20 protein-coding genes and 4 pseudogenes are annotated in these 22259 nt (G+C 62.9%); 10 read left to right on the top strand and 14 right to left on the bottom strand.

The annotated features are described in order from the left end of the window. The first annotated feature begins 135 nt into the window (after positions 1-135). The 5 genes and pseudogenes from ABE488_RS12915 to ABE488_RS12895 form a co-directional block, all read left to right on the top strand. Positions 136-1223 (top strand): annotated as a pseudogene (locus tag ABE488_RS12915) (IS3 family transposase). A 405-nt stretch (positions 1224-1628) separates the two neighbouring features. Further along, positions 1629-2093 (top strand): hypothetical protein, encoded by a 465-nt coding sequence (locus tag ABE488_RS12910; RefSeq protein WP_346448750.1) that lies wholly within the window; start codon positions 1629-1631, stop codon positions 2091-2093. Positions 2094-2794: 701 nt separating this feature from the next. Further along, a complete protein-coding gene (locus ABE488_RS12905) occupies positions 2795-3223 on the top strand; it encodes a hypothetical protein (RefSeq protein WP_346448748.1) in 429 nt (142 codons plus the stop codon). Between the two features lie 100 nt (positions 3224-3323). After that, positions 3324-3542, top strand: a pseudogene (locus ABE488_RS12900) (transposase); the annotation flags it as partial. Between the two features lie 68 nt (positions 3543-3610). Next, positions 3611-3727: pseudogene (locus tag ABE488_RS12895) on the top strand (transposase); the annotation flags it as partial. Between the two features lie 29 nt (positions 3728-3756). Here ABE488_RS12895 and ABE488_RS12890 read toward each other — a convergent pair. From ABE488_RS12890 to ABE488_RS12875, 4 genes are all read right to left on the bottom strand, one after another. Then, positions 3757-4575 (bottom strand): IS3 family transposase, encoded by an 819-nt coding sequence (locus tag ABE488_RS12890; RefSeq protein WP_313050985.1) that lies wholly within the window; start codon positions 4573-4575, stop codon positions 3757-3759. After that, the gene (locus ABE488_RS12885; protein WP_346448772.1) at positions 4575-4925 is read right to left on the bottom strand and encodes a DUF1153 domain-containing protein; all 351 of its coding nucleotides are present in this window, start codon (positions 4923-4925) and stop codon (positions 4575-4577) included. Before ABE488_RS12885 ends, ABE488_RS12890 begins: the two co-directional genes overlap by 1 nt. Positions 4926-4990: 65 nt before the next feature. After that, positions 4991-5896 (bottom strand): toll/interleukin-1 receptor domain-containing protein, encoded by a 906-nt coding sequence (locus ABE488_RS12880; protein ID WP_346448747.1) that lies wholly within the window; start codon positions 5894-5896, stop codon positions 4991-4993. A gap of 87 nt (positions 5897-5983) precedes the next feature. Next, positions 5984-6751: a hypothetical protein gene (locus ABE488_RS12875; protein WP_346448745.1), complete on the bottom strand. Its 768-nt coding sequence runs from the start codon at positions 6749-6751 to the stop codon at positions 5984-5986. 141 nt (positions 6752-6892) lie between these two features. On the opposite strand from ABE488_RS12875, the gene ABE488_RS12870 reads away from it, so the two are divergent. Further along, a complete protein-coding gene (locus ABE488_RS12870) occupies positions 6893-7843 on the top strand; it encodes an IS481 family transposase (protein ID WP_346448743.1) in 951 nt (316 codons plus the stop codon). A gap of 156 nt (positions 7844-7999) precedes the next feature. On the opposite strand, the gene ABE488_RS12865 is transcribed toward ABE488_RS12870, so the two are convergent. The 3 genes from ABE488_RS12865 to ABE488_RS12855 all read right to left on the bottom strand — a co-directional run bounded on the left by ABE488_RS12865 (position 8000) and on the right by ABE488_RS12855 (position 10463). After that, positions 8000-8620 (bottom strand): hypothetical protein, encoded by a 621-nt coding sequence (locus tag ABE488_RS12865; RefSeq protein WP_346448741.1) that lies wholly within the window; start codon positions 8618-8620, stop codon positions 8000-8002. Positions 8621-8659: 39 nt separating this feature from the next. After that, on the bottom strand, positions 8660-9604 hold the full coding sequence (locus ABE488_RS12860) for an HNH endonuclease (RefSeq protein ID WP_346448739.1): 945 nt from the start codon (positions 9602-9604) through the stop codon (positions 8660-8662). A 598-nt stretch (positions 9605-10202) separates the two neighbouring features. Continuing rightward, positions 10203-10463, bottom strand: a complete 261-nt coding sequence (locus ABE488_RS12855; protein WP_346448738.1) for a helix-turn-helix transcriptional regulator — start codon at positions 10461-10463, stop codon at positions 10203-10205. 165 nt (positions 10464-10628) lie between these two features. Between ABE488_RS12855 and ABE488_RS12850 the strand changes: the two genes are divergently transcribed. Beyond that, the gene (locus tag ABE488_RS12850) at positions 10629-13133 is read left to right on the top strand and encodes a TonB-dependent receptor (RefSeq protein ID WP_346448737.1); all 2505 of its coding nucleotides are present in this window, start codon (positions 10629-10631) and stop codon (positions 13131-13133) included. 108 nt (positions 13134-13241) lie between these two features. After that, on the top strand, positions 13242-15260 hold the full coding sequence (locus ABE488_RS12845; RefSeq protein WP_346448735.1) for an Atxe2 family lasso peptide isopeptidase: 2019 nt from the start codon (positions 13242-13244) through the stop codon (positions 15258-15260). Here ABE488_RS12845 and ABE488_RS12840 read toward each other — a convergent pair. From ABE488_RS12840 to ABE488_RS12815, 6 genes are all read right to left on the bottom strand, one after another. Continuing rightward, the gene (locus ABE488_RS12840) at positions 15257-16963 is read right to left on the bottom strand and encodes an asparagine synthase C-terminal domain-containing protein (RefSeq protein ID WP_346448733.1); all 1707 of its coding nucleotides are present in this window, start codon (positions 16961-16963) and stop codon (positions 15257-15259) included. The two genes, ABE488_RS12845 and ABE488_RS12840, sit on opposite strands and share 4 nt — an antisense overlap. Continuing rightward, entirely contained in the window at positions 16963-17640 is a 678-nt protein-coding gene (locus tag ABE488_RS12835; protein WP_346448732.1) for a lasso peptide biosynthesis B2 protein, read from the bottom strand. The genes ABE488_RS12840 and ABE488_RS12835 overlap by 1 nt, the downstream gene beginning before the upstream one ends. Positions 17641-17686: 46 nt before the next feature. Then, complete coding sequence (locus ABE488_RS12830; RefSeq protein ID WP_346445497.1) at positions 17687-17827, bottom strand: benenodin family lasso peptide; 141 nt, start codon at positions 17825-17827, stop codon at positions 17687-17689. 163 nt (positions 17828-17990) lie between these two features. After that, on the bottom strand, positions 17991-18176 hold the full coding sequence (locus ABE488_RS12825; protein WP_346448730.1) for a hypothetical protein: 186 nt from the start codon (positions 18174-18176) through the stop codon (positions 17991-17993). Between the two features lie 588 nt (positions 18177-18764). Further along, the gene (locus tag ABE488_RS12820) at positions 18765-19052 is read right to left on the bottom strand and encodes a helix-turn-helix transcriptional regulator (RefSeq protein ID WP_346448728.1); all 288 of its coding nucleotides are present in this window, start codon (positions 19050-19052) and stop codon (positions 18765-18767) included. A gap of 110 nt (positions 19053-19162) precedes the next feature. Further along, entirely contained in the window at positions 19163-19780 is a 618-nt protein-coding gene (locus ABE488_RS12815; protein WP_346448727.1) for a GntR family transcriptional regulator, read from the bottom strand. 430 nt (positions 19781-20210) lie between these two features. Between ABE488_RS12815 and ABE488_RS12810 the strand changes: the two genes are divergently transcribed. Then, a complete protein-coding gene (locus tag ABE488_RS12810; protein WP_346448725.1) occupies positions 20211-20375 on the top strand; it encodes a hypothetical protein in 165 nt (54 codons plus the stop codon). Between the two features lie 63 nt (positions 20376-20438). Continuing rightward, positions 20439-21612, top strand: a pseudogene (locus ABE488_RS12805) (IS3 family transposase). Here the strand turns inward: ABE488_RS12805 and ABE488_RS12800 are convergent. Beyond that, positions 21586-22218 carry a TonB-dependent receptor plug domain-containing protein gene (locus tag ABE488_RS12800; protein WP_346448723.1) on the bottom strand — a complete coding sequence of 211 codons (633 nt, stop codon included), beginning with the start codon at positions 22216-22218 and terminating at the stop codon, positions 21586-21588. The pseudogene ABE488_RS12805 and the gene ABE488_RS12800 sit on opposite strands and share 27 nt — an antisense overlap. Positions 22219-22259: the final 41 nt, after the last annotated feature.

Raw genomic sequence — 22259 nt, 5'->3', positions numbered from 1 at the left:
GAAATCTCAGAATAAGCCTCCTCCGATCGGCGACACTGTCGGTATCTGACCAAAGGCGCGCTGCGACGGTAATCCCCCGCAGATTAGCTGACATCAGAAGTGGAATTTTCTCGTGCGCTTTCCTGAGGAGGTTCCATGAAGAAGGCTCGCTTCACCGACAGTCAGATCATCGCCGTGCTCAAGCAGGCCGAGGCCGGCACGCCGGTACCCGAGCTGTGACGCGAGCACAGCATCAGCTCGGCCACGTTCTACAAATGGCGCAGCAAGCTCGGCGGCATGGACGCGTCGATGATGTTCCAGCTCAAGGAGCTCCAGGAGGAGAGCCGGCGGCTGAAGGAGATGTACGCCGACGCTCAGCTCAGCGCTGATCTGCTCAAGGAAGCACTTTAAAAAAAAGTGGTGAGGCCATCTCTTCCACGTGAGATGGCCCGATCGGCACTCGAGGGTGGCCGCACGAGCATCCGGCATGCGTGCCGGACGTTCGAGGTCAGTGAGACGTGCTTTCGCTATCAGGCGAAGGCGAGCGAGGAGAACGCTCGCATCGCTGACTGGCTGGTGCGGCTGACGACGGCGTATCGCGATTGGGGCTTCGGCCTGTGCTTCCCGCATCTGCGGAACGTCAAGGGCTTCGGCTGGAACCACAAGCGGGTCTACCGGATCTATCGGGAGCTGGAGTTGAACCTGTGGATCAAGCCGAAGAAGCGGCTGTTGCGCGAGAAACCCGAGCCGCTGGCGGTGCCCGATGTGATCAACGAAGTCTGGTCGATGGACTTCATGCACGACCAGCTCAGCGACGGTCGGAGCTTCCCGCTGTTCAATGTTCTGGACGATTTCAACCGCGAAGGGCTGGGGATCGAAGTCGACCTGTCGCTCCGTCGGCACGCGTGATCCGCTCCCTGGAGCAGATCATCGAGTGGCGCGGAAAACCGAGCATCATTCGCTGCGATAACGGTCCCGAGTACATCAGCGGCGCGTTGCTCGCCTGGGCAGAGCGACAGGGCATCCAGATCCAACACATCCGGCCGGGCAAGCCGCAGCAGAAAGCCTACATTGAGCGCTACAACCGGACCGTCCGCTACGCCTGGCTTGCCCGAACCCTGTTCGAGACACTCGAGCAAGTGCAGGACAAAGCCACGCGCTGGCTCTGGACCTACAACCACGAGCGCCCGAACATGGCGCTCGGAGGGATCACACCGATGCAGAAACTGGCACTCGCCGCTTAGCTCCACTTCTGCTGTTCGCTAAAAACGGGGGGATTACCGGGAGCTTACAGGAGTAGGAGACCTGCTGTGCGCAATTGACCCCTGCATTAGCGGATGGGCCTGGATATAGTGCGCATGTGCAGGATGCAGCCACTGGACTGACTTACATGCAGCAGCGGTACTATGATCCACAGCTAGGAGCTTTTTCTTAGTATCGATCCTGTGAATTCGTTGGGCAGTCCGGTCATGATGTTCAGTCGCTACCGATACGCATATAGTAATCCTTATAGGTTCACTGATCCTGACGGCCGAGCGCCCTGTATTGGAACGAGAATCGGTACCTGTGTGAATGGTAGTACCGTTATTGGGCTAAGCTCAACTCGGTTGAAGGACGTGCAGCGGAGCCCGGAGGCGTACATTAGACGCTTGAACAATATGCCAAACAACCAATCAAGCGAAGCCGGTTCCGCGCGCTCCTTTGCAGGAGTCGCTCGTCCGGTGACAGCGGTTACTGGGCGAGAGGTGGGTGCTGACATTGTGAATTTAGGCTCTGGCAATAAGCCGTTCGCTGTCTTTAGCTTCCGGCTTGGAGATAGCAATAGCGTTGAGGCTGGTCAGGTATATCGTGGGCCGGGCGTTAGAACTGCAATTGTGCATACACACCCCGCCAACAGAAATTTCTCTGGATCAGGAAATGCAGTCTGGAATCGTGGCTGGCGCGGTAGCTTCGCTACTAGTGGTGATATGGAGCGGGCACTCTCAGCCGAAGCTAATGCCTACGTTTCGCTCCCTGATAGGGGGATTTTAAAGTTCGACTTCATCGGTATGTCATCGGATCGCACTGATGACAATGTGCTGAACGCGAAAGATTACATAACAAGGTTGCCATGATTAGGATAACCGTCTCCGCTATGGTTCTATTTTTCTTATCTTCATGTTCAGGTGTTTCTGGCAAATCGAAGGGGGCTGATGATCTGGATGGAGTTAGATGCTCATTGGTTGGAAACGATCCAACACGAACATACTGTGCGACAACTTACATCCAGGTTCTCTCGAACCCAGAATTCTATGACGGTCGTAGGATAATGATAACTGCTTGGGGTGTTTCTAGTGAAGGTGTGATTGTAATTTTTCCGAATGAGGACTCAATGTTGGTGGTGGAAACCCACGCCTCCATGCAGTTGAGTGGGGGCGATGGATTTGATAAGTTAGAGAGTTACTTGGATTCGAAGGCGCATGGGGCGGCGAGAGTCATGCTTGGAGGTGTTTTTCACATGCGGCCTCATGATGCATCTCAGCCCAAGAGATTAGGATCGCTCAGCGAAGTTGAGTTGATTCGATAACGACATTGAAAAATTAGCTTGAAGGTTGCTTGAGCTGGGTCCGTTTGCTGGAGCTTCAGTGCCGGAGGGGTCCGCTGCGCATGCCTTTTAACCAGAGAAAAGCTGTGCTGTAGAAATTATTGGACAGGCGACGCATTGTCATTCTTGCGGTACCACTAATCCAGGAACCAAAAGTGGCAATTTTGTCCCCGATCACCAGCCTGTGTCGAGGCTCAACAGCACAGGCGCTCCGCAACAGCTTCATCCATAATGTTTGAATTGCAGCAGGCAGCAGGGGCTTCAAGTTATCAGGGGATTGAGAAAGAAGGATCCATGAAGCAAGTCATTACTCTTCCGCCGCCAAATTCTCTGATTCTTGTTATGGATTACGAGATCGGTGTGGTTCCTGACCAAATCACGTCAGATCTTGTCACCGCTACCGATTCATGCATTGCAATCGGTACATTGGCTGCTCCTGACGGAGAAACCACGATCACGCTGACCGACGATCCGAATTGCACTGTGGTTGGAGAGCTGGTCTTCAATGGCGAGCTTTGTACGCCGAATAAAGAATTGGCAGTCTGCAACGTCTTGAACCAGCGGCTGCTAACATTACCACTCCTCCATACTACAGTGAGAGTTAAGGTTTTCGCTAACGATGTAAGCGAGCCAGACCGAATCTTAGTTCTCGCATCCTAGTAGCTAAGCGAAATGGAACCGCAGAGACCGTAAGCTCTCCCGATCGGCAGGCGCCGCATAAGTAGATCTTTCTGGCATCGTTTCCCAGCCAGGAGGTTCCATGCGCACATCGAAGTTCATCGAGACGCAGATCACCGCGACACTCAAACAGGGCGATGCAGGCGTGCCCGTCAAAGATCTTTGCCGTCAGGTCGGCATTAGCACAGCGACGTGCCACCAGTGGAAGAGCAAGTACGGAGGCCTGGAGGCGTCCGAGTTGCGACGGGTCAAGGAGCTCGAGTCCGAGAACGCCAAGCTCAAGCGGATGTATGCCGAGTTGCGACGTCCCCCCGCAATTGAGTAGCAGGCTGCTTTGGAGTCCAATCCCCAACGAGAAGGAGATTGGACGTGAAGAAGCGTTTCAGCGAAGAGCAGATCATCGGCTTCCTGCGTGAGGCCGAGGCCGGTCTACCGGTCAAGGAGCTGTGCCGCCGGCATGGCTTCAGCGAGGCGTCGTACTACCTGTTGTAATGACCCAGCGGTTCCTGCACAGGTCAGGCCGCTAAAGCGTATGCCTCGGCGGGTGTCTTCATGCCCAGCGCCTGGTGCGGACGCCGGTGGTTGTAGAACTGGATCCAGTCGCCGAGCACACGGCTGGCATGCTGCTGGCTTTCGAACCGGTGGCGATGTGCGCACTGCTCTTTGAGCGTGCGGATGACCCGCTCCACCATTCCGTTCTGCTGTGGGCAGTGCGGGGTGATGAACTCCTGGCGCAGGCCATAGCTGCGGACCAGCCGCGTGTAGTCGCGACTGGTGAAGACCAAACCGTTGTCCGAGCGCAGCAGGAAGGGGCTTTGCACCCGTCCCAAGGTCCCGAAGCGGGTGATCAGTGCCTGCTCCAGCGCGGCGGCTGCGGTACTGGCCTTGCCGCTGCGTGAGAGCTGCCAGCCGAGCAGTTGCCGGGTGTAGCAGTCGATCACCACAGCCAAGGTCAGCCAGCCATCGCGGCCACCCCAGATCCGGCACAGGTCGGTCGCCCAGCGCTCGTCAGGCGCCTGTGCCACCGACGGCAGCGCTTGGATCCGCGGTCGCATACCCACGGCCCGCTTGCGGACCTGCCAGCCCATCAGCTGGAACACCCGCTGCACCGTGTTCTTGTTCATCCCCAGCAACCCGGCCACCGTCCGGTAACCGAACGATGGCTCCTCCTCGATCAAGGCCTTGATCGGTCCGGCCAACTCCGGCCTCACCGATGGCGGCGCCTTGGTGGGCCGGTAGTACACGCTGCGTCGAGCCACCCCGAACCAGCGGCACAGTCTCACCATCGAAACTTCGAACCCGTCCGCCCGCAGTCCCTGCTGGATCGTGACCATCAGGTCTCGTCCTTGCCCAACAGGGACGCCAATTTTTTTCGTGCGCGCAGCTCCAGCATCGCCTCGCCATAGGCTTCCTGCAGGTCCTTGAGCTGCCGTTCGTACTGCTCGCGCACGTCCTCGGGCTTGGCACGAAGCGCGTTCTCCATGCCGCGCTTGGCGTCCTCCACCCAGCTCTCGATCTCCGAGGGCGTCAGGTCAAACTGCCGGCTGGCCTGCGCCACCGTCGTTTTGCCCTGGATGATCTCCAGCACCAGCGCCGACTTGCGCCGCGCCGTCCAACGTTTGATCTCTTCGTCCATCACTTGGCTCATCGTGCTCTCCTCAAAGGTAGCACCTGAGCAGGAAATCACTGGGTCATTACGGGGGCGTCGTCCGACCCTCGCAAGTTCTATCTTTGGTAAAATCCAACCACCTAAAACTGCGGTCGTCGACCGAGGGGCGGGACGGGAGGGACGGCATTATAAATATCCCGGACCAGCGCTTGGAAGTTGGTGTTGTATCCCGGCCCATCACTGAGATCTACGAACATCCTTCCCCTAAGATTTACAGGGGTGTTTCCGGCATCTCTCTGATCCTTGATGACGGGAATGAATCTCATAGACAAGGGGTCATCGGCAAGCTGTGCGGCGGTCACCAGATGCTCATACCCAACCCCGCCCAAGCGCTGGTTTGCGCGGTTCATGTAGTTTTCGGTGCAGACCACGATCACCCGATCACAGGCAGCAGCCTGTTCCATGAAATGGGGCAGGTCCTGTCCGAACCGAAGGTGTGTTCGGTCCGAGATTGCGTCGACACCGTTCGCCCGCAAATCAATCACTAGCCTACGGACCCACTCCAGATGCTCAGGGGAATCCCAAGAATAGGAAACGAAGACCTTGGGGGGCGGAGATGGGTCATCCTGCAAGATGCCGTTTCGAACCAGGACATCTAGCAGATCAACGTCCTTCACCGCCCAGTGGGTGCGCGTATGTTCCCAGTTTCGCTCCGAGATATCCAACTGGCCAAACATCTCCTTTAGGCGTGTAGCGGGGATAGGGCCTATTCTCGCGTCAATGGACCAAGTGATCCGCACACCCCCGTAACGAACTTGGATGTCCTCGATCCGACCGACCTGCGAAGACAGTCCAACGTTGCGTCCTCGATCTTCATAGGCAAACAGCGTGGGAAGCCCCTTAAGGGCAGTGATAGTATCCGCATTCAAGGTACCAAAACGCTCTGCTAGCGGCGGAACAGTGTGCTCAAGGTAACGTGGCAGCTCAAGGATGAACTCGTCCTCATCCCAAGTCCCCTCCCGATACACCATCAACAAGTTGTACATACGCCCCCATACTGACTGAGTTAGCCGCGACAGATGACCAGGACTTTCCGACTGGAGAAGCCCTACAACGAGTTGCCGCAATGAGGATCAATGTGCCGACATCTCTCGAATGGCTTGGAAACCACGAATTACCTCAGATGTCTGCTCATATTCGTCGGTGGAGAGCAGCGAATACTTCGTGTTCAACACCAATGGGTCGCAGCCGAAATCAACCTCTGCGTCGTCGACCAGCAGCAGGATAAGTTGAGATCCAGACGGCCTTTCGTCCCTAATGAAGTGAAGAAGACTTAGGTGATTGATGTCATCCTGATCTTGCTGCTTGGGCGAATCGAGCACAATCGGGCATCTCACTGCATCCTCTGCATCCCAGATGAGATGAAGGATTGCATAGACGTAAGCGAGGATGGCACGTGGCCGGTCACTTCCCGTCTCTTGAATTTTCAGCATTAGCGACTTAAAGAATTCGTCTTGGAACATGACGCTGAGCTTCCTGGAGAAGCCGGTCAACAATCCAGCATAGGTCTCAAGAATCCCCTTTCTTCGCTCGGTTGAGCGCGCATTTCTTAGCCGCTCAGCCGCCTGCTTGATCCGATAGTCCAAAGTGGCGATCTCCTGAACAAGATCAGCAACCTGATCGTCCAGCTGTGAGGAGAATCGCTTTTGCCCTGCTCGCTCAAGTAGACGCGCGAACGTGACCTGCCCCCGTCTGCGAGTGAGAAGCTTATTGAACCGTTGCTCGTCCTCGGTGGCGTCTTTGAGGCGCTGACGACTGATGGCGATCTCACCAGAGACAATCGCCTGAGCATTCATCACCTCTACTAAGACATCGTCTGTGCGACTCTCATCCTGCGCCAACGAGAACCTTTCACCAAACGAGTTCTCGTGAAGCTGCCCGCAGGTCGGGCACTCTAGCTGTGATCTTTCAGTAGGTTGTTCATCCGGGGCGTCTCTGGAAGATGGGGGGTTACGAAGCCAACCCAGCCCCAGGAGCCCCGGATGAACCTGCATAAACATGCCCGATTGACGCCCCATGGTCGAGCGCTGCTGGTGCGCCGGGTCCTGCAAGAAGGATTGCGGGTGGTAGAAGCTGCGCAGGCGTGCGGTGTCAGTCCGCGTACCGCCTACAAGTGGCTCGATCGCTTCCGCTGCGAAGGGGTGGCTGGGCTGGTGGATCGCAACTCCCAGCCCGCGCGGTGCCCCCATGCGACGCCAGCATCGGTGACGGCGCAAGTGCTGGCGCGGCGGCGCGAGCGCCAGACCTATCGACAGATCGGCGATGCGCTGGGGTTGAGTCAGAGCACCGTCGCCCGGATCGTTCGACGGGCCGGTCTCAACCGGCTCTCGGCCCTGGAGCCACCGCGTCCCCAGAACCGCTACGAGCATCCCAACCCCGGCGACATGCTGCACCTGGACATCAAGAAGCTTGGACGCTTCCGGCGTCCCGGACACCGGGTCACGGGCGATCGCACCCAGTCCAGTGACGGCGCCGGCTGGGAGTACGTCCATGTCGCGATCGATGACAACTCTCGGGTCGCGTTCTCCTGCATCCAGAAAGATGAGCGGGCCATCAGCGCGGTGCATGCGCTGATCGCGGCCCTGCGCTACTACCGGACGCTGGGTGTGTCCTTCCGCCAGGTCCTCACCGACAACGGCGCCTGCTATTGCTCTGCACTGTTTGCCCGCGCAGTCCGGCGACTGGGCTTGAAGCATCGCCGCACGCGCCCCTACACGCCGCGAACCAACGGCAAGGCCGAACGGTTCATCCAGACCAGCCTTCGAGAGTGGGCCTACGCCCGCAGCTACGACACTTCCGACCAGCGAGCTGCTGAACTGCCCCACTGGCTGCACACCTACAACTGGCATCGACCCCATGCCAGCCTCGGCTACAACCCGCCTATCTCCAGAATTCCGATAACTGTGAACAACGTGCTGGCTTTACACATCTAGAAACATTGCCCAGTGCCGTACGAAGTGGCAGGACCTGCTCCGGAGCCGCGGCAGGTGCTGTCCAGCTACTACGTGGAAGCGGCCACTCCCCTTGGGACTCGAAGTAAGGCAGACGATCCCAAGTTACAGTTATGGGAACGATCGTGTGAGGTCCATTTATAATGCCTTGTCGGGCGGCGGGCCGATGGTCGAAGTTGCATTGATCCGCTCGATCCATGCCTCGCCAACTCTTGCAGCGACCTTCTCAGCATCGCTGTGCCATAGGCTCAGGAAGGCAACGGCGCCGAGGATAAGAGCCAGGGCAGCGAAGACCCATTGGCTTAGACCCTCGATGCGCGTGGCGTAGTACGCAGCTGCCATGCTCGAGAGGGCGAACAAGAAGTAGCGGATGACCGGCCAATGACGCAGCGCACCGCGTGCGGTGCGACTCCGGTGCCATTTGTGCTGCCAGCTGACATTGCGGGTCTCCGGGTTGTAGTCCAGAAATGCCCAGAGTTCTGATAGATCAAGCAGCGCCTGGCTCGCATGTGGATGCGAGAGCGCGGTCCGGATGACATGAGCAGGCAGGGGCGTGCCGTAGAGATGCCGGATCGTCACTTCCAGCCAAAGGTCATCGTCCACGCGTTTTGGATCCCAGTGTTCCAGGAATTCGCGACGATGCTGACTGCGGCGTCCGTGGAGTCCAAAGAGTCCTCGCACGGCGTAAAACAAGAGGGCGAATAGCACGACCGGGATAAGCAGGCCAGGCCCGCCGGCGGCAATCAGGTCCTTGATCACTTCGACATTTCGCTTTTTGAGAGGGGATAGCCCGAACGTCTAGCCTAGTCGTTGGGCGAAGCACTTGCGATGGTGCGCCAGGAAGCGGCGTTGCTCAGGCCTAAAGCGCTCGACGCTGCGATCAGGCTGGATACACCAGCGATCTAGCACGTCCCTTGGGAGCGCTGTATGCACCCGAATCTGCCCATCGTCCTCGAAAGTCAGGAGGTGCTTGTCGAAGAGGGCATCAACATGCGGGGAAAGCATGATCCCGTTTGCGCCATTGAGGCGCTCCGGATTGGTGGAGTCGCGCCAGGGCTTAATGTGGCTGGCAACCAGTAGACGCTCGTCCTCGATGCCGGTCACTTTGCACCGGGGGTCTTCCAGCAGAACGCGCTTGCGGAACAGGCCTTGGCCAATGCGGGCCTTGGCGAGTTGCAGGCGCTGGGTGTCTGAGATGCTGCGATCGTGTTCGATCTGGTCAAGGTCATCGAGCAAAGAGGCATCGTGCTCTGGGTCCTGGACTCTGTAGCGTGACGCGAAGACGGGCGTCGTTTCGATCCCCAGAAGTTCCAGCCGCAAGTGGCCCAAGGCATCTGAGACGCTGGCCAGGTAGCAGGACTGGTTGCCCTGGCCGTTGGGACGAATCGGCGAATATCGATCCGGCAGCAGCGGCGCGATGGTCGCCGCATGCTCTGTCGGGCGGAGCGGCTTGGGAACTGGCGTGAAGTACGCGCTGACGAGCCAACCTTCGTTGGCCCAAGCGTCGCCCGCCTTGCCGAACTCGGTCGGCTTCGGGCTGGCGGACGCGGCTTCGGTCACTTGACCAATGGCGCCGATCTTTCCGTTTGCGAACGAGAACACGAGGTCACCCGGTCGAACGAGTGTCATGTTCTCGTACGTTTGGTTGAACGCGCCGTTCGCGTTTCGGAAGGGCGACCATAGGTAGCCCCCGCGAACCTCAAGATCACGTGTCTGCTTGTGATTGACCCACCAGAACGCCATCAGCGCCTCCCCTCAAACGAGGATAGCGCGTTCCTTCGGCCGCGGCAGTGTCGTACGAAACAGAGGACCGCCCAGGCATTGTGGTTGTCGTCCATGGCACGGCCACCTCCGCTAAAGGCGCCAGCAGCCGGGGTGCTCCTTGCCCCGGCCCGCGCGTCTGGCGACTGGCCCGTAGGCAAGGATCGCGCGTTGCTGACGGAGGTTAGGATGCAAGTTCCGGCTCAGGATGGGCGTCGGTGGGCGCCGCAGGGGCTTGTCAGATTTTTCTGGTTATGGCGCCAGGGATTTCTGCGACTGCAGGCCCTTGCCGCCCCAACGGTCTCGCGCTTGGCGCCGGCCGCGGAATCGACCCATGAAGATCTAGCGCTGTTGATCGCATGCCAGCATACCGTCCAATCACCCAAGTGGTTGCCGCTTCCGCATAGCGCGGTCTGATGAAGCCGCGCCGTCATGCACCACGCGCGGGTCGCTGACGTATGGGTGTGCTCCCGATCGCCGCCGCCAACGCATCCACTTGCGCGACCTGCCGGCCCCGAAGCGATGGGCCGGCAGAAAAGAAGGCCGGCACCGTGTGCGGCGCCGGCCTCGATGGCTCGGATCAGTGGAGGGTCTTGGCCACTGCGGCTTCGAACTTCTTGATGAAGGTGGACAGGCTCTGGCCGCAGGCCTTGCAGTGCGCGCGTAGCTCAAGCACATCCAGCCGTCGGCGGCCACGCTCGACGTTGCTGACGTACGACTGCGGCCGGTTCAGTTCCTCGGCCAGCCTGGCTTGGGTCATGCCGCTGATCTTCTTCCGGCTCTCCTTCAGCAGGCCCACCAGGATCTGGTACTCGGGCTTGTAGATCGACTTGCTTGTCATTGCAGGCTCCTTGGGTTGAAGGCAAGGCCTACCCTAAATCTGCTTTCCATATATCCGAAAACTAGATATGCTTGGGCCAGGCCATGAGCCCTGTGCCGCCCGCGCGACGACGCTGTTGCGTCTCTTCTCGCCCCGGCCGGCCGCCTCACCCAATGGAGAGATCGCATGTCGAACGCGTCGGCTGTTGTGCGTGGTTTGCCGCTGGAAAGGTGTCGCTCCGCCGTCTCGGCGGCTGCGACGCGCGTAGTCCGCTTCGTCAGTCCAGCAATCGGCCAGGCGGCGGTGCAGGCACCTGGGGCCCTGGCATGGCCATCCGCACGGCCGACCTCGCGCCGGCTGGCCGCGAACACACTCGCGGCCGCCGTCATCGCGTTGCTCTCACTGGTCGCCGCGGCCCAGGAGACCGATCCGGTGCGCGAACCCGATCCCCCCGGGGACGCCCGTGAGACCGACGCCGCCGCCACTCAGCTCGACACCATCCAAGTTACCGGCACTCGCATCCGCGGCGGCACCACGCCGTCGCCGGTGATCGCCTTCGGTGCGGAACGGATCCAGGAAGAGGGCTTCCGCGACCTGGGCGAGGTGATCCGCAGCGTGCCGCAGAACTTTGGGGGCGGGCAGGGGCCTGCTGTGGCGCCCGGCGCCACCGGGGGCGGGCAGGGCAACCAGAACATCACCGGCGGCTCCGGGCTGAACCTGCGTGGCCTGGGGCAGGATGCGTCGCTCACACTGCTCAATGGCCGGCGGCTGTCCTACGGCGGCTTCGTGCAAATGGTCGATATCGGCGCGATCCCGGTGGAGGCCGTGGAGCGGCTCGACATCGTGGCCGATGGTGCTTCCGCGATCTACGGCTCCGATGCCGTGGGCGGGGTGGCGAACGTGGTGTTGCGCCGCGATTTCGATGGTGCGGCCGTTGGTGCGCGCTACGGGGCCGCTACGCGGGGTGGCCTTGCGACCCGCGAGTACACGGCCACCGCCGGAACCACCTGGGAGACCGGCGGCCTGGTCGCCACCTGGAAGCGCAGCGACAACGATCCCATCCATGCGAGCCAGCGGCCGTATGCGCGCGCTATGTATGCGCCGTCCACGCTGTACCAGGCGGGCGAACTGCGCAGTGGGGTCCTCAGTGCGCATCAGGCGCTGGGCGCCATCGGCGAATTGCGCCTGGACGCCTTGGCCTCGGAGCGGGCCATCACCACTGAGTCCGGCTATGCGAGCAACTACGAGCGCAGCACGCCGGAGACCCGGGCATCGTTGGTCTCGCCCAGTGCCGATGTGTTCCTGCCCGGTGGCTGGACGCTAACGCTTGGCGCCACCCACGGGCGGGAACGGACCGATGCGGCGAATTCCGTCGTCATGCCCGGCGCCGGGGTAGTCTCGGCAACCCGCACGGCCTACCGAAACACCAGCCGCAGCTACGAGGTGGGCGCGGAAGGGCCCGTACTGCCGTTGCCCGGAGGCGAGGCCCGGCTTGCGGTGGGTGTGGGCGAGCGGCGCAACGGGTTCGAGAGCCGCAACCTGGTGAGCGGGTACGTCCAGGTGGATGGCGAAGTGCGCAGCCGCTACGCCTATGCAGAAGCCGACGTGCCGTTGGTGGGGCCTGAGCAGGCCGTGCGCGGTGTGCACCGTCTCTCGCTGACCGGCGCCGTGCGCGGCGAGGATTACGACCGCTACGGCAGCGTGACCACGCCGAAGCTGGGGCTGGTCTACGGGCCCACGCCTGACATCACGTTCAAGGCGTCGTGGGGCAAGTCGTTCAAGGTGCCGACGTTGTCGCAGCAGTTCATGGGTCGCGATGCGATTCTGTTCCCCGCCATCGCGATGGGCGGCACGCAGTTCGCGCCGGGCGCCACTGCGCTGTATCTCGTCGGCGGGAACCCGGACCTCAGCCCGGAGCGGGCACGGACGTGGAGCACCTCAGTCGCGTTCCATCCGGTGGCGCTACCAAGCTTGGAAGCCGAGGTCACTTGGTTCGACATCGACTACACCGACCGCGTGGTGCAGCCGCTCGTGCCTGCACAAGCACTCTCCAACCCGGCGTACGCGGCCTTTCTGCAGGCGCCGCCCACGTCTGCCGCGCTGGAAGAGCTGTTGCGCACGTTCCGTTTCACCAATGCGACCGGTGCACCGCTCGATGCAGGGCGGTTGGCGGTGGTGGTGCCCAATCTCTACATCAACAGTGCCCGCGAACGCGTGCGCGGGGCGGATCTCTCGGGCAGTTACCGCTTCGACTTGGAGCGTGGCCAGCTCACGGTCCGCGGCGCTGCGACGTGGTTGGACAGTACGCGGCAGGTGGCGGCGGGGCAGCCGGCGACGGATCTGGCCGGGCAGTTGTTCTACCCGGCCAAGCGCAATGTGCGGGCGGGCGCGGTGTGGCATGACGGCGGCCTCTCCGCCTCGCTGTTCGGCAACTACCGCAGCGGCGTGCGCAACCCGGCGGATGGTGAGCACGGCGCTTCGTTCACCACGTTCGATGCCACGGTGCGCTACGACACCGGCCCCGGGCGCGGGCTGTTCTCGGATGTTGCGCTGGAGCTGTCGCTGCAGAATGCGCTGGATCGCGCGCCGCCGCTGTACGCAGCGGGCTCGCCGTCGTTCGCGCCGTACGACTCGACGAACTATTCGGCGATCGGTCGATTCGCCGCCTTCTCGGTCTCCAAGCGCTGGTAGTGCCGCAAGCACGCAGCGGTGTCGCGAACCAAAGGAGCGCAATGCATGGCCGCAAAGCAAGGCCTTGGGTGGAGGTTGGATACTTGGGGGCTGGGTCTGGCACTCGGCGTGCTGGTGCTGCCGCTGACGGCATGGGCCACGTCGCCGCGGCAGTTGGTGGAGATCGCGGACTTCAGCAGTCCGGTGGTGTCGCCGGATGGGCGGTCGGTCGCGTTCCGGGTGTCGCGTGCCTCCATCGAGCGCAACACCTACGACACGGTCTGGTACGTCCAGGCCATGGATGGCGCTTCGCCGCCGTGTCGGGTCGCCGATGGCGGCGTGCCCTTGCTCGATTCGGCCGGCATTCCGGTGCCTGCGCAGGCCGCGTGGTCGCCGGACAGCAGGTGGCTCTACTACCGGGCCCACCTCGAGAGTCGGGTGGATGTCTGGCGGGCCGCTGCCGACGGCACCGGCGCCCGCGCGATGACGGACGGTCTGGCAGACGTGCAGGCGTTCGTGCTGCATCCGGATGGCCGCTCGTTGCGTTACAGCGTCGGCCCCTCGCGCGAGGCCGTGCTGCTTGCCGAGCAACGGGAATACGAACAAGGCATTCGGCTCGACCGCAGTGCACCGCTGGGACAGCCGTTGTTCCGCTCCGGCCTGACAGAAGGACGGCTCGCCACGCAGCGCCTGGGGCAGATCTTCAACCGCGTGCCGCTGGCCGGTACGGCGGTGCGGTGGCGGTCGTTGGATCTGGAAACGGGAGCGAGCAGGGAGGTTGCCGGGCCCGAGCGCGCACCATCGCCGGCGCTGCCCGATGTGGTCGCGTCGTTGCCGCATGTGTGGCAGGTCGAGCGCGAGCCCGGCGGGCACCGCGTCGCCGTGCTGACGCGGACCGGCGAGCGCAGCGCGCATCGGGAGATCGCACTGTATGTCGCCCATGGCGGGGGTGCCGGCCATCTGGAGCGGTGCACCGCGCCTGCATGCATGGGGCAAGAGATCAGCGGTGTGCAATGGCGGCCGGACAGCGACGAGCTGCTGTTCACCGTGACTCGGTACGAAGCTGGCTTTGCGCAATCGATCTATCGTTGGAACATCGCGACGGGCGAGGTGCAGCCGGTCATCGCCAGCACCGGCATGTTGGCGGGTGAGGGGCGGTGGGCGCCTGGGGCATGTGGCGTGGCGCGCGATGCGCTGGCCTGCGTGACGGCGGAGGCCAACCGGCCGCCGCGGCTGGAACGGGTCGATCTGCGGACGGGCGCGCGAGTGGTCCTGTTCGATCCGAATGCCGCGCTGGCGCAGGCTTTGGCCACGCTCGATACACAACTGCTGCGTTGGACCGACGCCGACGGGCGCACGTTCACCGGACAGCTGTACGCGGCGCCGCGGGTGGATGGCGTCCCGCCACCGCTGTTCATCACCTACTACCGGTGCATGGGCTTCGTGCGGGGCGGGTCCGGCGACGAGTGGCCGCTGGCAAGCTTGGCGGCGCATGGCATCTCGACGCTGTGCATCAACGCCCCGTCGTTCTCCAGCGATGCCGCGGAGCGCTACGGGGTGGGGCTGTCGGCAGTGGAAAGCGCCATCGCGCTGCTAGCGGCCGATGGTCGCATCGACCCGGCTCGCGTCGGGATGGGCGGGCTGAGCTTCGGCAGCGAGGTCACGATGTGGACGCTGATGCACTCGTCGTTGATTTCGGCCGCCTCGTTGGCCTCGCCGACCACCTCGCAGATGTACTACCTGCTGGGCAGCAATCTGGGGGAGGACTTCCTGTCGCTGCTGCAGAGCAACTGGCAGTTGGGTGCGCCCGATGCGACGCCGGAGCAGTGGCAACGCATTTCCCCGGCCTCGAACCTGGACAAGATCGCTGCGCCCATCCTCATGCAACTGCCGGAACAGGAATACATGCATGGCCTGGACTATGCGATTCCGCTGATGCGGGCCGACCGGGCGGACGTGTATGTCTTTCCCCACGCGGCGCACAACAAGGTCCAGCCCCGGCACAAGCTGGCCGTGTACACGCGCAATCTGGATTGGTTCCGCTTCTGGCTGCTGGGCCGCGAGGACACGGCGCCGGACAAGGCGGCCCAGTACGCGCATTGGCGCCGCATGCGCGAGCGCCTGCCCACGCCGACCGCGTCCCGCTAGGGTTGGTGCCGTGCCCAGTTTTCGATCATGCACAGCTCGAACAGGCGGAGGAAGGTCTGGTCGCGCGCGGGCAGGGGGCTGCGAAGGAAGGTCCGGATCGACGCTGCGTCGAGCAAGCCGCGTTCCGCAAGCTGCCCTTCGAGCAGGAAGGTGCCGATCTCGTGCTTGCGCTGCTGGTATACCGCGCCGAGGTAGCCGATGTAGGTCGCCTTGCTCTGGCGATGCAGCACCTCCGCCGGCAGCTTGTGGGAGAACGCCGCTCTGGCGACAGCGCGGTTCTGTCCGCCGGCGATCCACATCCATGTTGGTGCACGCAGGCACGCCTCCATGACAGGTTGGGACAGCAGCGGAAATCGGAAAGGGCGCGTCTGGGCACGGGCGGCCTGCCCCTGAAACAGCTGGTTGCCTGCCAGGTCGATGATGCGTTCCCGGTCGCCGGGTAGGGCGCCGTCGGGTGCCGAGAACCATGGATGCGCGAACGGCGGGATGTCGCCGAGCCTGGAATCGAGAAAGGTCGTGTTCGCCCGGTGCGGCGGGCCAGGCGTGCGCCGCAACTTGGACAGCGTCAGCCGGGCTGCCTTCCAGAACGTACATTGGTGCATGCGAGAGAGATCACCAACCGTCGCGAGCGCCGCCCCGAGCCCCGAAACCTTGAAGGCATCGACAGCCGGCGCAGCCGTACGCAGATAGCAGAACACCGAGTCGCCGCCACCGCCGGAGACATAGCTCCGCACGCCGTGCCGGTCGGCCGCTTCGCTCATGATGCCGTCGATGGCATGCTGGAGCGGTCCCATCCCAGGCAAAACGGACGCAGGCGACGGCTGGAACGCCAGGCGCGCACGCTCGAAGGGTAGGGGTTCGACATGAAGCGGCGTACCCAGGGCCCGCGCGACTTGTTCGGCGTAATGCCGCTCGTCCACGCCCGGCACCGGTGTGAGCAGGTTGACGCACACGACCTCGCATGGCGCGCCCACGAGGCAGGCGCCGACGATCGATGAGTCCAGCCCGCCGGACAGCTCCAGAAGTGTCGATCCATCGGTCGTGGCCAATGCCCGGACCGCGTACTCGACCGCTTGGCGCACCGATTGCGCTGCCTCATCCGCCGTGGCGTGCCGCGCACTCGGCCCCACGAAGTTCCACGGCGACCAGGCTTGGCGTACTGAGATACCTGAGGGCTCGACGTGTAGGGATGTCCCAGGAAGCAGCTCCTTCAAGCCTGCCAATGCGGTGTTCTGCGGCTTGATGCCCGGGTAGAGCAGGCGATGGCCGAGCGCCTCCCAATCGACGCGACGTTCGTAGCACCCGGCCTCGATCGCCAAGCTGATATCCGAGGTGAGGAAGCCCCGGCGGTTGTTGCCACTGTAGACACATGGCACGTTTCCAGCGGCGGCGGGCGAGAGGGTGGCGATCATCTGCGCGCCGTCCACCTGCAAGAGCAGATAACACCCCCAAAGCTGTTGCAGCAGGTAGTTCCGGAGTTGCTCGGGCTTGTGGTGAATCGCCAGCGAGGTGGGGTCCACGGGCTTTCCGTCGCGATCGAACACCTCGCCGATGAGGCAGGCGTCGCCGCCGATGCGGCAGAGCTTGAGGTCGGGCGTGCCGTAGAGAGCGAAGCCGGGGGCGGCGAAGTACTCCCGCAGATGGGGCAGCGCGACGGCCTGCGTAGCGGCGTCTCCGTAAACGGCGAGGTAGGCGCCCTGCATCAGATCACCCGGATCGGCGTGTGGGCGGTGGCGTGCCCGAGCGTGTCGTTGAGGACTTCTTCGCCGCGCTGGATCCAGCAATGCGCCGCAAATGGTTCGGCCATCACGCCGAACACCAGATGGGCGTGAATGCGCCGCATGGTCAGGAACTTCAGCAGGGCGACCGAATCGAGCAGGCAACATGTGGCAATGGGCACGAAGCGACGTGCGCTCGCGAACCCCGAGACGGCTTCAAGCGTGCGGCTGCGCTCGTCCGCATCGACCGGCGCACTTTGCCCCAGACGCGCTCGCGCAGCGGCGAGCCGCGTGAGGACTCGTTGGAGCGACATGGTCTTGAGCTGGAGTTGGGTCAGGCCGACGAGCGCTGCAGTCTTCGCGAGTGGCAGGGGCAGCCTGTGCCGGTGCTCCGCGATGCGTTCGAGCGCACTGCAGGTTGGGACGGGGATAGAGAGAGATCGCGGCTGACTTTGTGCTGGCGATTCCGGCGTCAGCACGCCGCGTTCGACCAACCGGGCCAGGTGATCGTGCGTAGCGGGACGCCCGTCGATGTGTCGGCGGAATGCAGCTTCCAGCTCGTCCGAGAGACGGAAGTAGCGATCGGTGCAGGTGTCGAGAAAGATCAATTGCCCATCGACACTGCAATAGGAAACATCGCGATGGAGAACGAGGCGGGTCATGGCTCTGCACCAGAAGAGGCGCGCCTTTCGGCGCGCCTCCGTCCGGTCACGCGTCGGAGATGCCTTCCTGCGGCAGGACACCGAAGTTCTCGGTGATGCCTGCCATGCCCTGCGTCTCGACGCTCGCAACGCCGAGCTCGATCACGTCGTCCTGCACCTGGGTGCGGGTGTTGTCGTTGCTGTTCATGATTTGCTCCTTTGCCATGCCATGGACATCCATGGCAGCACCAAGCTAGGAGCCGAATGCGTTGATTCTCAAATGATTTCTGTTGATCACGTGGTGATCATTTCGGGTCTGTGACCGCGGTCGCGAATGCCGGCGTGTTGGACCGGTGCGATGCCGCAGTCAGTCAGTGCAAGGCCGCCAGCTTCTGGCGCAGATGCGAGACGATCTTCGGCGCCATTACCACGCGGCGACGGTGGTAATCGCGCAGGCCGGCCTTGAGCGACGTGAGATCGCGCGCCGCCCAGCAGGCGTACAGCGCGGCCAGTTCGTCGTGTGCGTCGTTCAGCAGCGCTTGCTTGGCGTGCCGCACCGGCGCGAGCTGGTCGTTTGCCTGCTTGAGCGGTGCGCGCCGCTCGTCGTTGCCGGTGAGGTTGGTGATCGCATCGAACAGCCGTCAGGTCGCGTTCGGTGTGTCCTGGGGGGTCTGGCACGGCGGGCAGTGCCGTGACGGCATGCGTCGCGTTGCCTCGGTCGATGGCATCGCGCAGAAGGCTGCCCATCCAGCCGTAGCGTGCGCCCAGCAGGGGCTGGTCAAGCATCGGCACATGGAAGCCGCGGCCGGGAGTCCAATCGACCAGGCCAGCCCCCGACAGCCCGTGTAACGCGTATTGAACAGGCATGGTGCTGGTCTGGAATGCGCGCGCCAGCGCGAGCATGTTGAGGTGCTCGCCAGGCAGGAAGCGGCCTTCCCGCAGGCTGCCTTGGATGCCGTCGCAAACAAGCACGTACTTGGGCGGTGTGTTCATCGCAAACCTCCGTTTCGACTTGAAAACTGCCTCCTGCGTGGAACAACTACCGCGACGCGCCGGGGCGATCTGTGACCGCGGTCGCGCAACACCCATTCCGTTGCGTTCGGTGCGCCGCGCTACGGCCGCATGCGCGGCCGCCCGGCCTCGCCTTACGACAGCCTGCGGCTCTGCCCTGGGCCGGATGGCGGCGGCGCGGTCATCGCGTTCTCAAAGCGCCGGACGACGTGCGTCAGCGTCTGGTCGCAGGCCTGGCAGTAGGCATGCAGTTGCAGCAGGTCGAGCCGGCGCGTGCCGCGCTCGACGTCGCTGACGTAGGACTGCGGCCGTGCCAGCAGGCCGGCCAGTTGGGTCTGCGTGAGGCCGGCGGTGTTGCGCATCTCGATCAGCAGCGCCAGCAGGCGCTGGTACTCGGGCTTGTGGATCGACGTGCCTGACATTTCGATGTTCCGGTGGTACAGATGCACACGGTATCTGAAAAACAGGTTGATCGCGACACGGTATGACGGCGGCTCGTCCTGGTCATGCTTGGATGACGCCGACGGCGCTGCTACCGCAGTGCACGCCGCGCCCGCAGGGTCTTCACGATCCGTGAGGCCAGTAACTTGCGGCGTTCGAAGTAGATGTGCATCTCGGCCTTGAGGCTTGCCAGGTCGCGCTGCTGCCAGAGGCGACACAGTTCGGCGAGGTCGGCCTCGGCGTTGGGCAGCAGGTCGATCTTGGCATGCCGGATGGGCGCCAGCCGATCGTTCGTCAGCCGGATCGCCGCGCGCATGTCCTTCAGGTCGATGGCCTCGGCGATGCTGTCGAACAGCGCCCAGGTCTGGGTGGCGATGTTCGTGCTGTCCGGCGCGGGCGCCGATGGGGCCGGCGCGGTGGGGCGAATGTGCATGTCGCAGGCCATCATCGTCAGCCGTTGCATCCACTCATAGCGCTGCCGTAGCTCCGACTCATCGAGCAGCGGTACGTGCATGCCTTCCCGTTGGTGGTCCTCGATCAGGCCTTCGCCCAGCAACCGCTGTAGCGCCGCACGGATCGGAACGCCGCTGACGCCGTACTTGGCCGCGAGTGCCGCCACGTCCAGGTGTTCGCCCGGTGCGAATCGGCCAGCGCGCAGTGCGCGCTTGAGCGTCCGATACGTGTAGATTCTCTTCGAATCCGCGTTCATCGCAGAAATCCCTTCGGCGTGAGGCGTTTAGGGATCCTACAACGATCTGGCGGGCGAGGCTGTTTTTGGGAAAAGGCGGGCACGCACGCATTGACGACGCGGTCTCATTTGGAGCGGCTGATCGCTGGGCGATCACCGCTCCCGCAGGTGCGGGACGGTCGGCGCACCCAGTGCGCCGGGCGGGGCACGGGCTCGTCACGGAGAAGCGCCTTCCGAAGTGCATGCAGCTGCCGCGCACGCAGTGCAGGCATGCGCGCCGCGCCATGAACGCGCGCTTCACCGCTTGGCAGGTGCGACAAACTGTCGCGCAGAGGCGCGAGACGGGTGGCCTAAAATACGACCTTGCGATGCCATTCCCCCGCCCACGCGGCATGACGAGGTGCGAATCCGTACCTCACCTCAGGTGGCATCGAGACCTGGACATCCTCCCATGTACGACTGGTTCCCCATCGTCTTCATCATCTTCAAGGTCGGCGTGCTCGGCGTCGGCATGTTCTACGCCATCAAGTGGCACCACGACCAGGCGAAGAAGGACGAGCAAGAGAAGAAGGACGCGCTGGAGCGGCAGCGTCTTCGGGAGTTGGGTGAGGGGTAGGGGGTTCACCCCCGTTATCCCGGACACTTACGAGAAGGCCGATCGAGGCCGTGAGGAGTGTTCATGTCGAAGCGAAGGAAGTTCAGTGCGGAGTTCAAGCGTGGTGCGGTTGAGCAAGCCAGCCAGCCGGGCGTCAGTTGCGCGCAGGTGGCGCGGGAACTGGGGATCGGTGACAACCTGCTGACCCGCTGGAAGCGGGAAGCGGGAAGCCCAGAGCCAGGGCAAGGTGGCCTTTGGCGGCACCGGAACGCCGCGTGACGAGGAACTGGCGCAGCTCAAGCGCGAACTGACCCGGGTGAAGAAGGAACGGGATTTTTTGCGAGAAGCGGCGACGTTCTTTGCCAAGGGATCATCCTGAGGTATCAGGTGATCGAACGTTGCCGCGACGAATTTCCGATTCGGCTGATGTGCCGCTGCCTGAAGGTATCGGCCAGCGGCTACTACGATTGGAGCAAGCGCTTGCCCAGCAGCCGTGAGCTCGACAACCAGCGCCTGCTCGGGCGGATCCGTGAACTGCACGAGGACAGCCGGGGCACCCTAGGGGCCGGTCGCATGCATGAAGACTTGGCCGATGAAGGCGAGTCGGCCAGCCTGAACCGGGTGGCCCGGTTGATGGCGGTCGATGGGTCGATGGTCTGCAGGGTTTTGGCCACGGCCGAAGCGTCGCGGTCAACGCGCTCAGCAGACACTGACGCCGCCAGGCGTACGCAACCTGCTGGAACGCGACTTCACCGCACTGGAGCCGGAGACCAAGTGGGTAACGAACATCACCGAGCTCAGGACCGGCGAAGGCAAGCTCTACCTGTGCATCGTGCTGGACCTGTTCGACCAGCGGGTCGTGGGCTGGTCGATGCACCACCGGCAGGGTCGGCAGATGGTCATTCGGGCGGTGCAGATGGCGGTTTGGCAGCGCCAGGGTAGCGCCCCGGCGATCCTGCATTCGGACAGGGGCAGTCAATTTCGAAGCCGCGACTACCAGAACTATCTGAGGGACAACCGGTTGATCTGCTCGATGAGCGCCGTCGGCCACTGCGGCGACAACGCCGCCTGCGAAGGCTTCTTCGGCGTGCTCAAGCGCGAACGGATCTACCGCACAACGTACCCGACACTCGATGCAGCAAGGGCCGATGTGTTCGAATACATCGAGCGGCGCCACAACCCAAGGATGCGGCGGAGGACTGTCAGGCAGGATTCGAAGTTTTCCACCCTTTCACAACTGTCCGTGGTTTCGGGGTAAAACCCCAGGTGGAGAAGCTGCCCCCCGCACGGCGATGGTGCCGCTTGACGCTGTTGGATCGGGGCGCTTGCTCTCGATGTTGATGACGCCGCCCAGCGGCGTGCCCAGGCCGCCGCCGTAGAGCGTTGCGCTTGGCCCCTTGAGCACACTGATCGTGGAAATCCCCACTAGGCCGGGCGGGTCATAGGCTTGCTGGTTGCCTGCAAACAGCGGTAGGCCATCGAGGTAGACCTCGGCCGGAAAGCCGCGAACGATCGGCGGAATGAACAGGGTTTCGTCCGAGCGAGTGGGTGTGACACCGGAGACGTTGACCAGCGCATCGCCGAGCGTCCGCCGGTCCTGTTCGCGCAGCAGGGTGCTGGTGATGATCTGCACCGATTGCGGTACTTCGGTGAGTGGCGTTTCGGTGCGGGTGGCCGCAGAGGTGGCAGATGCGGCGTAGCCGCCGCGCTTGGCGGTGACCTTCACGGGAGCCAGCGTCCAACTGGGCACCTCATCCGGCGTACGCGGTGCCTGATGCGCGGCGTCGCTTTGGGCGTAGGCCGCGGGTGTCATGCAGGCCAGCGCCAGTGCGATGGTGCTGCTGCTCAGGGTCTTGTGGGTCATGGCAAGTTTCCAGATTCGATGAGAGTGAGGAGGGCCGTGCG

It is taken from the genome of Luteimonas sp. TWI662 (assembly GCF_039673825.1).
In the GTDB taxonomy this organism is placed as follows: Bacteria; Pseudomonadota; Gammaproteobacteria; order Xanthomonadales; family Xanthomonadaceae; genus Luteimonas.
The sequence above is the reverse complement of the archived record's forward strand: the minus strand, read 5'-3'. Positions and strand labels throughout refer to the sequence as shown.

What these genes read in the sequence shown, in the direction of transcription:
- ABE488_RS12880 (WP_346448747.1), bottom strand. Translation starts at nt 5,896, where the DNA reads ATGTACAACTTGTTGATGGTGTATCGGGAGGGGACTTGGGATGAGGAC.
- ABE488_RS12800 (WP_346448723.1), bottom strand. Translation starts at nt 22,218, where the DNA reads ATGACCCACAAGACCCTGAGCAGCAGCACCATCGCACTGGCGCTGGCC.
- ABE488_RS12820 (WP_346448728.1), bottom strand. Translation starts at nt 19,052, where the DNA reads ATGTCAGGCACGTCGATCCACAAGCCCGAGTACCAGCGCCTGCTGGCG.
- ABE488_RS12830 (WP_346445497.1), bottom strand. Translation starts at nt 17,827, where the DNA reads ATGAACAGCAACGACAACACCCGCACCCAGGTGCAGGACGACGTGATC.
- ABE488_RS12890 (WP_313050985.1), bottom strand. Translation starts at nt 4,575, where the DNA reads ATGGTCACGATCCAGCAGGGACTGCGGGCGGACGGGTTCGAAGTTTCG.
- ABE488_RS12905 (WP_346448748.1), top strand. Translation starts at nt 2,795, where the DNA reads ATGTTTGAATTGCAGCAGGCAGCAGGGGCTTCAAGTTATCAGGGGATT.
- ABE488_RS12840 (WP_346448733.1), bottom strand. Translation starts at nt 16,963, where the DNA reads ATGCAGGGCGCCTACCTCGCCGTTTACGGAGACGCCGCTACGCAGGCC.
- ABE488_RS12815 (WP_346448727.1), bottom strand. Translation starts at nt 19,780, where the DNA reads ATGAACGCGGATTCGAAGAGAATCTACACGTATCGGACGCTCAAGCGC.
- ABE488_RS12860 (WP_346448739.1), bottom strand. Translation starts at nt 9,604, where the DNA reads ATGGCGTTCTGGTGGGTCAATCACAAGCAGACACGTGATCTTGAGGTT.
- ABE488_RS12810 (WP_346448725.1), top strand. Translation starts at nt 20,211, where the DNA reads ATGTACGACTGGTTCCCCATCGTCTTCATCATCTTCAAGGTCGGCGTG.
- ABE488_RS12850 (WP_346448737.1), top strand. Translation starts at nt 10,629, where the DNA reads ATGTCGAACGCGTCGGCTGTTGTGCGTGGTTTGCCGCTGGAAAGGTGT.
- ABE488_RS12855 (WP_346448738.1), bottom strand. Translation starts at nt 10,463, where the DNA reads ATGACAAGCAAGTCGATCTACAAGCCCGAGTACCAGATCCTGGTGGGC.
- ABE488_RS12835 (WP_346448732.1), bottom strand. Translation starts at nt 17,640, where the DNA reads ATGACCCGCCTCGTTCTCCATCGCGATGTTTCCTATTGCAGTGTCGAT.
- ABE488_RS12870 (WP_346448743.1), top strand. Translation starts at nt 6,893, where the DNA reads ATGAACCTGCATAAACATGCCCGATTGACGCCCCATGGTCGAGCGCTG.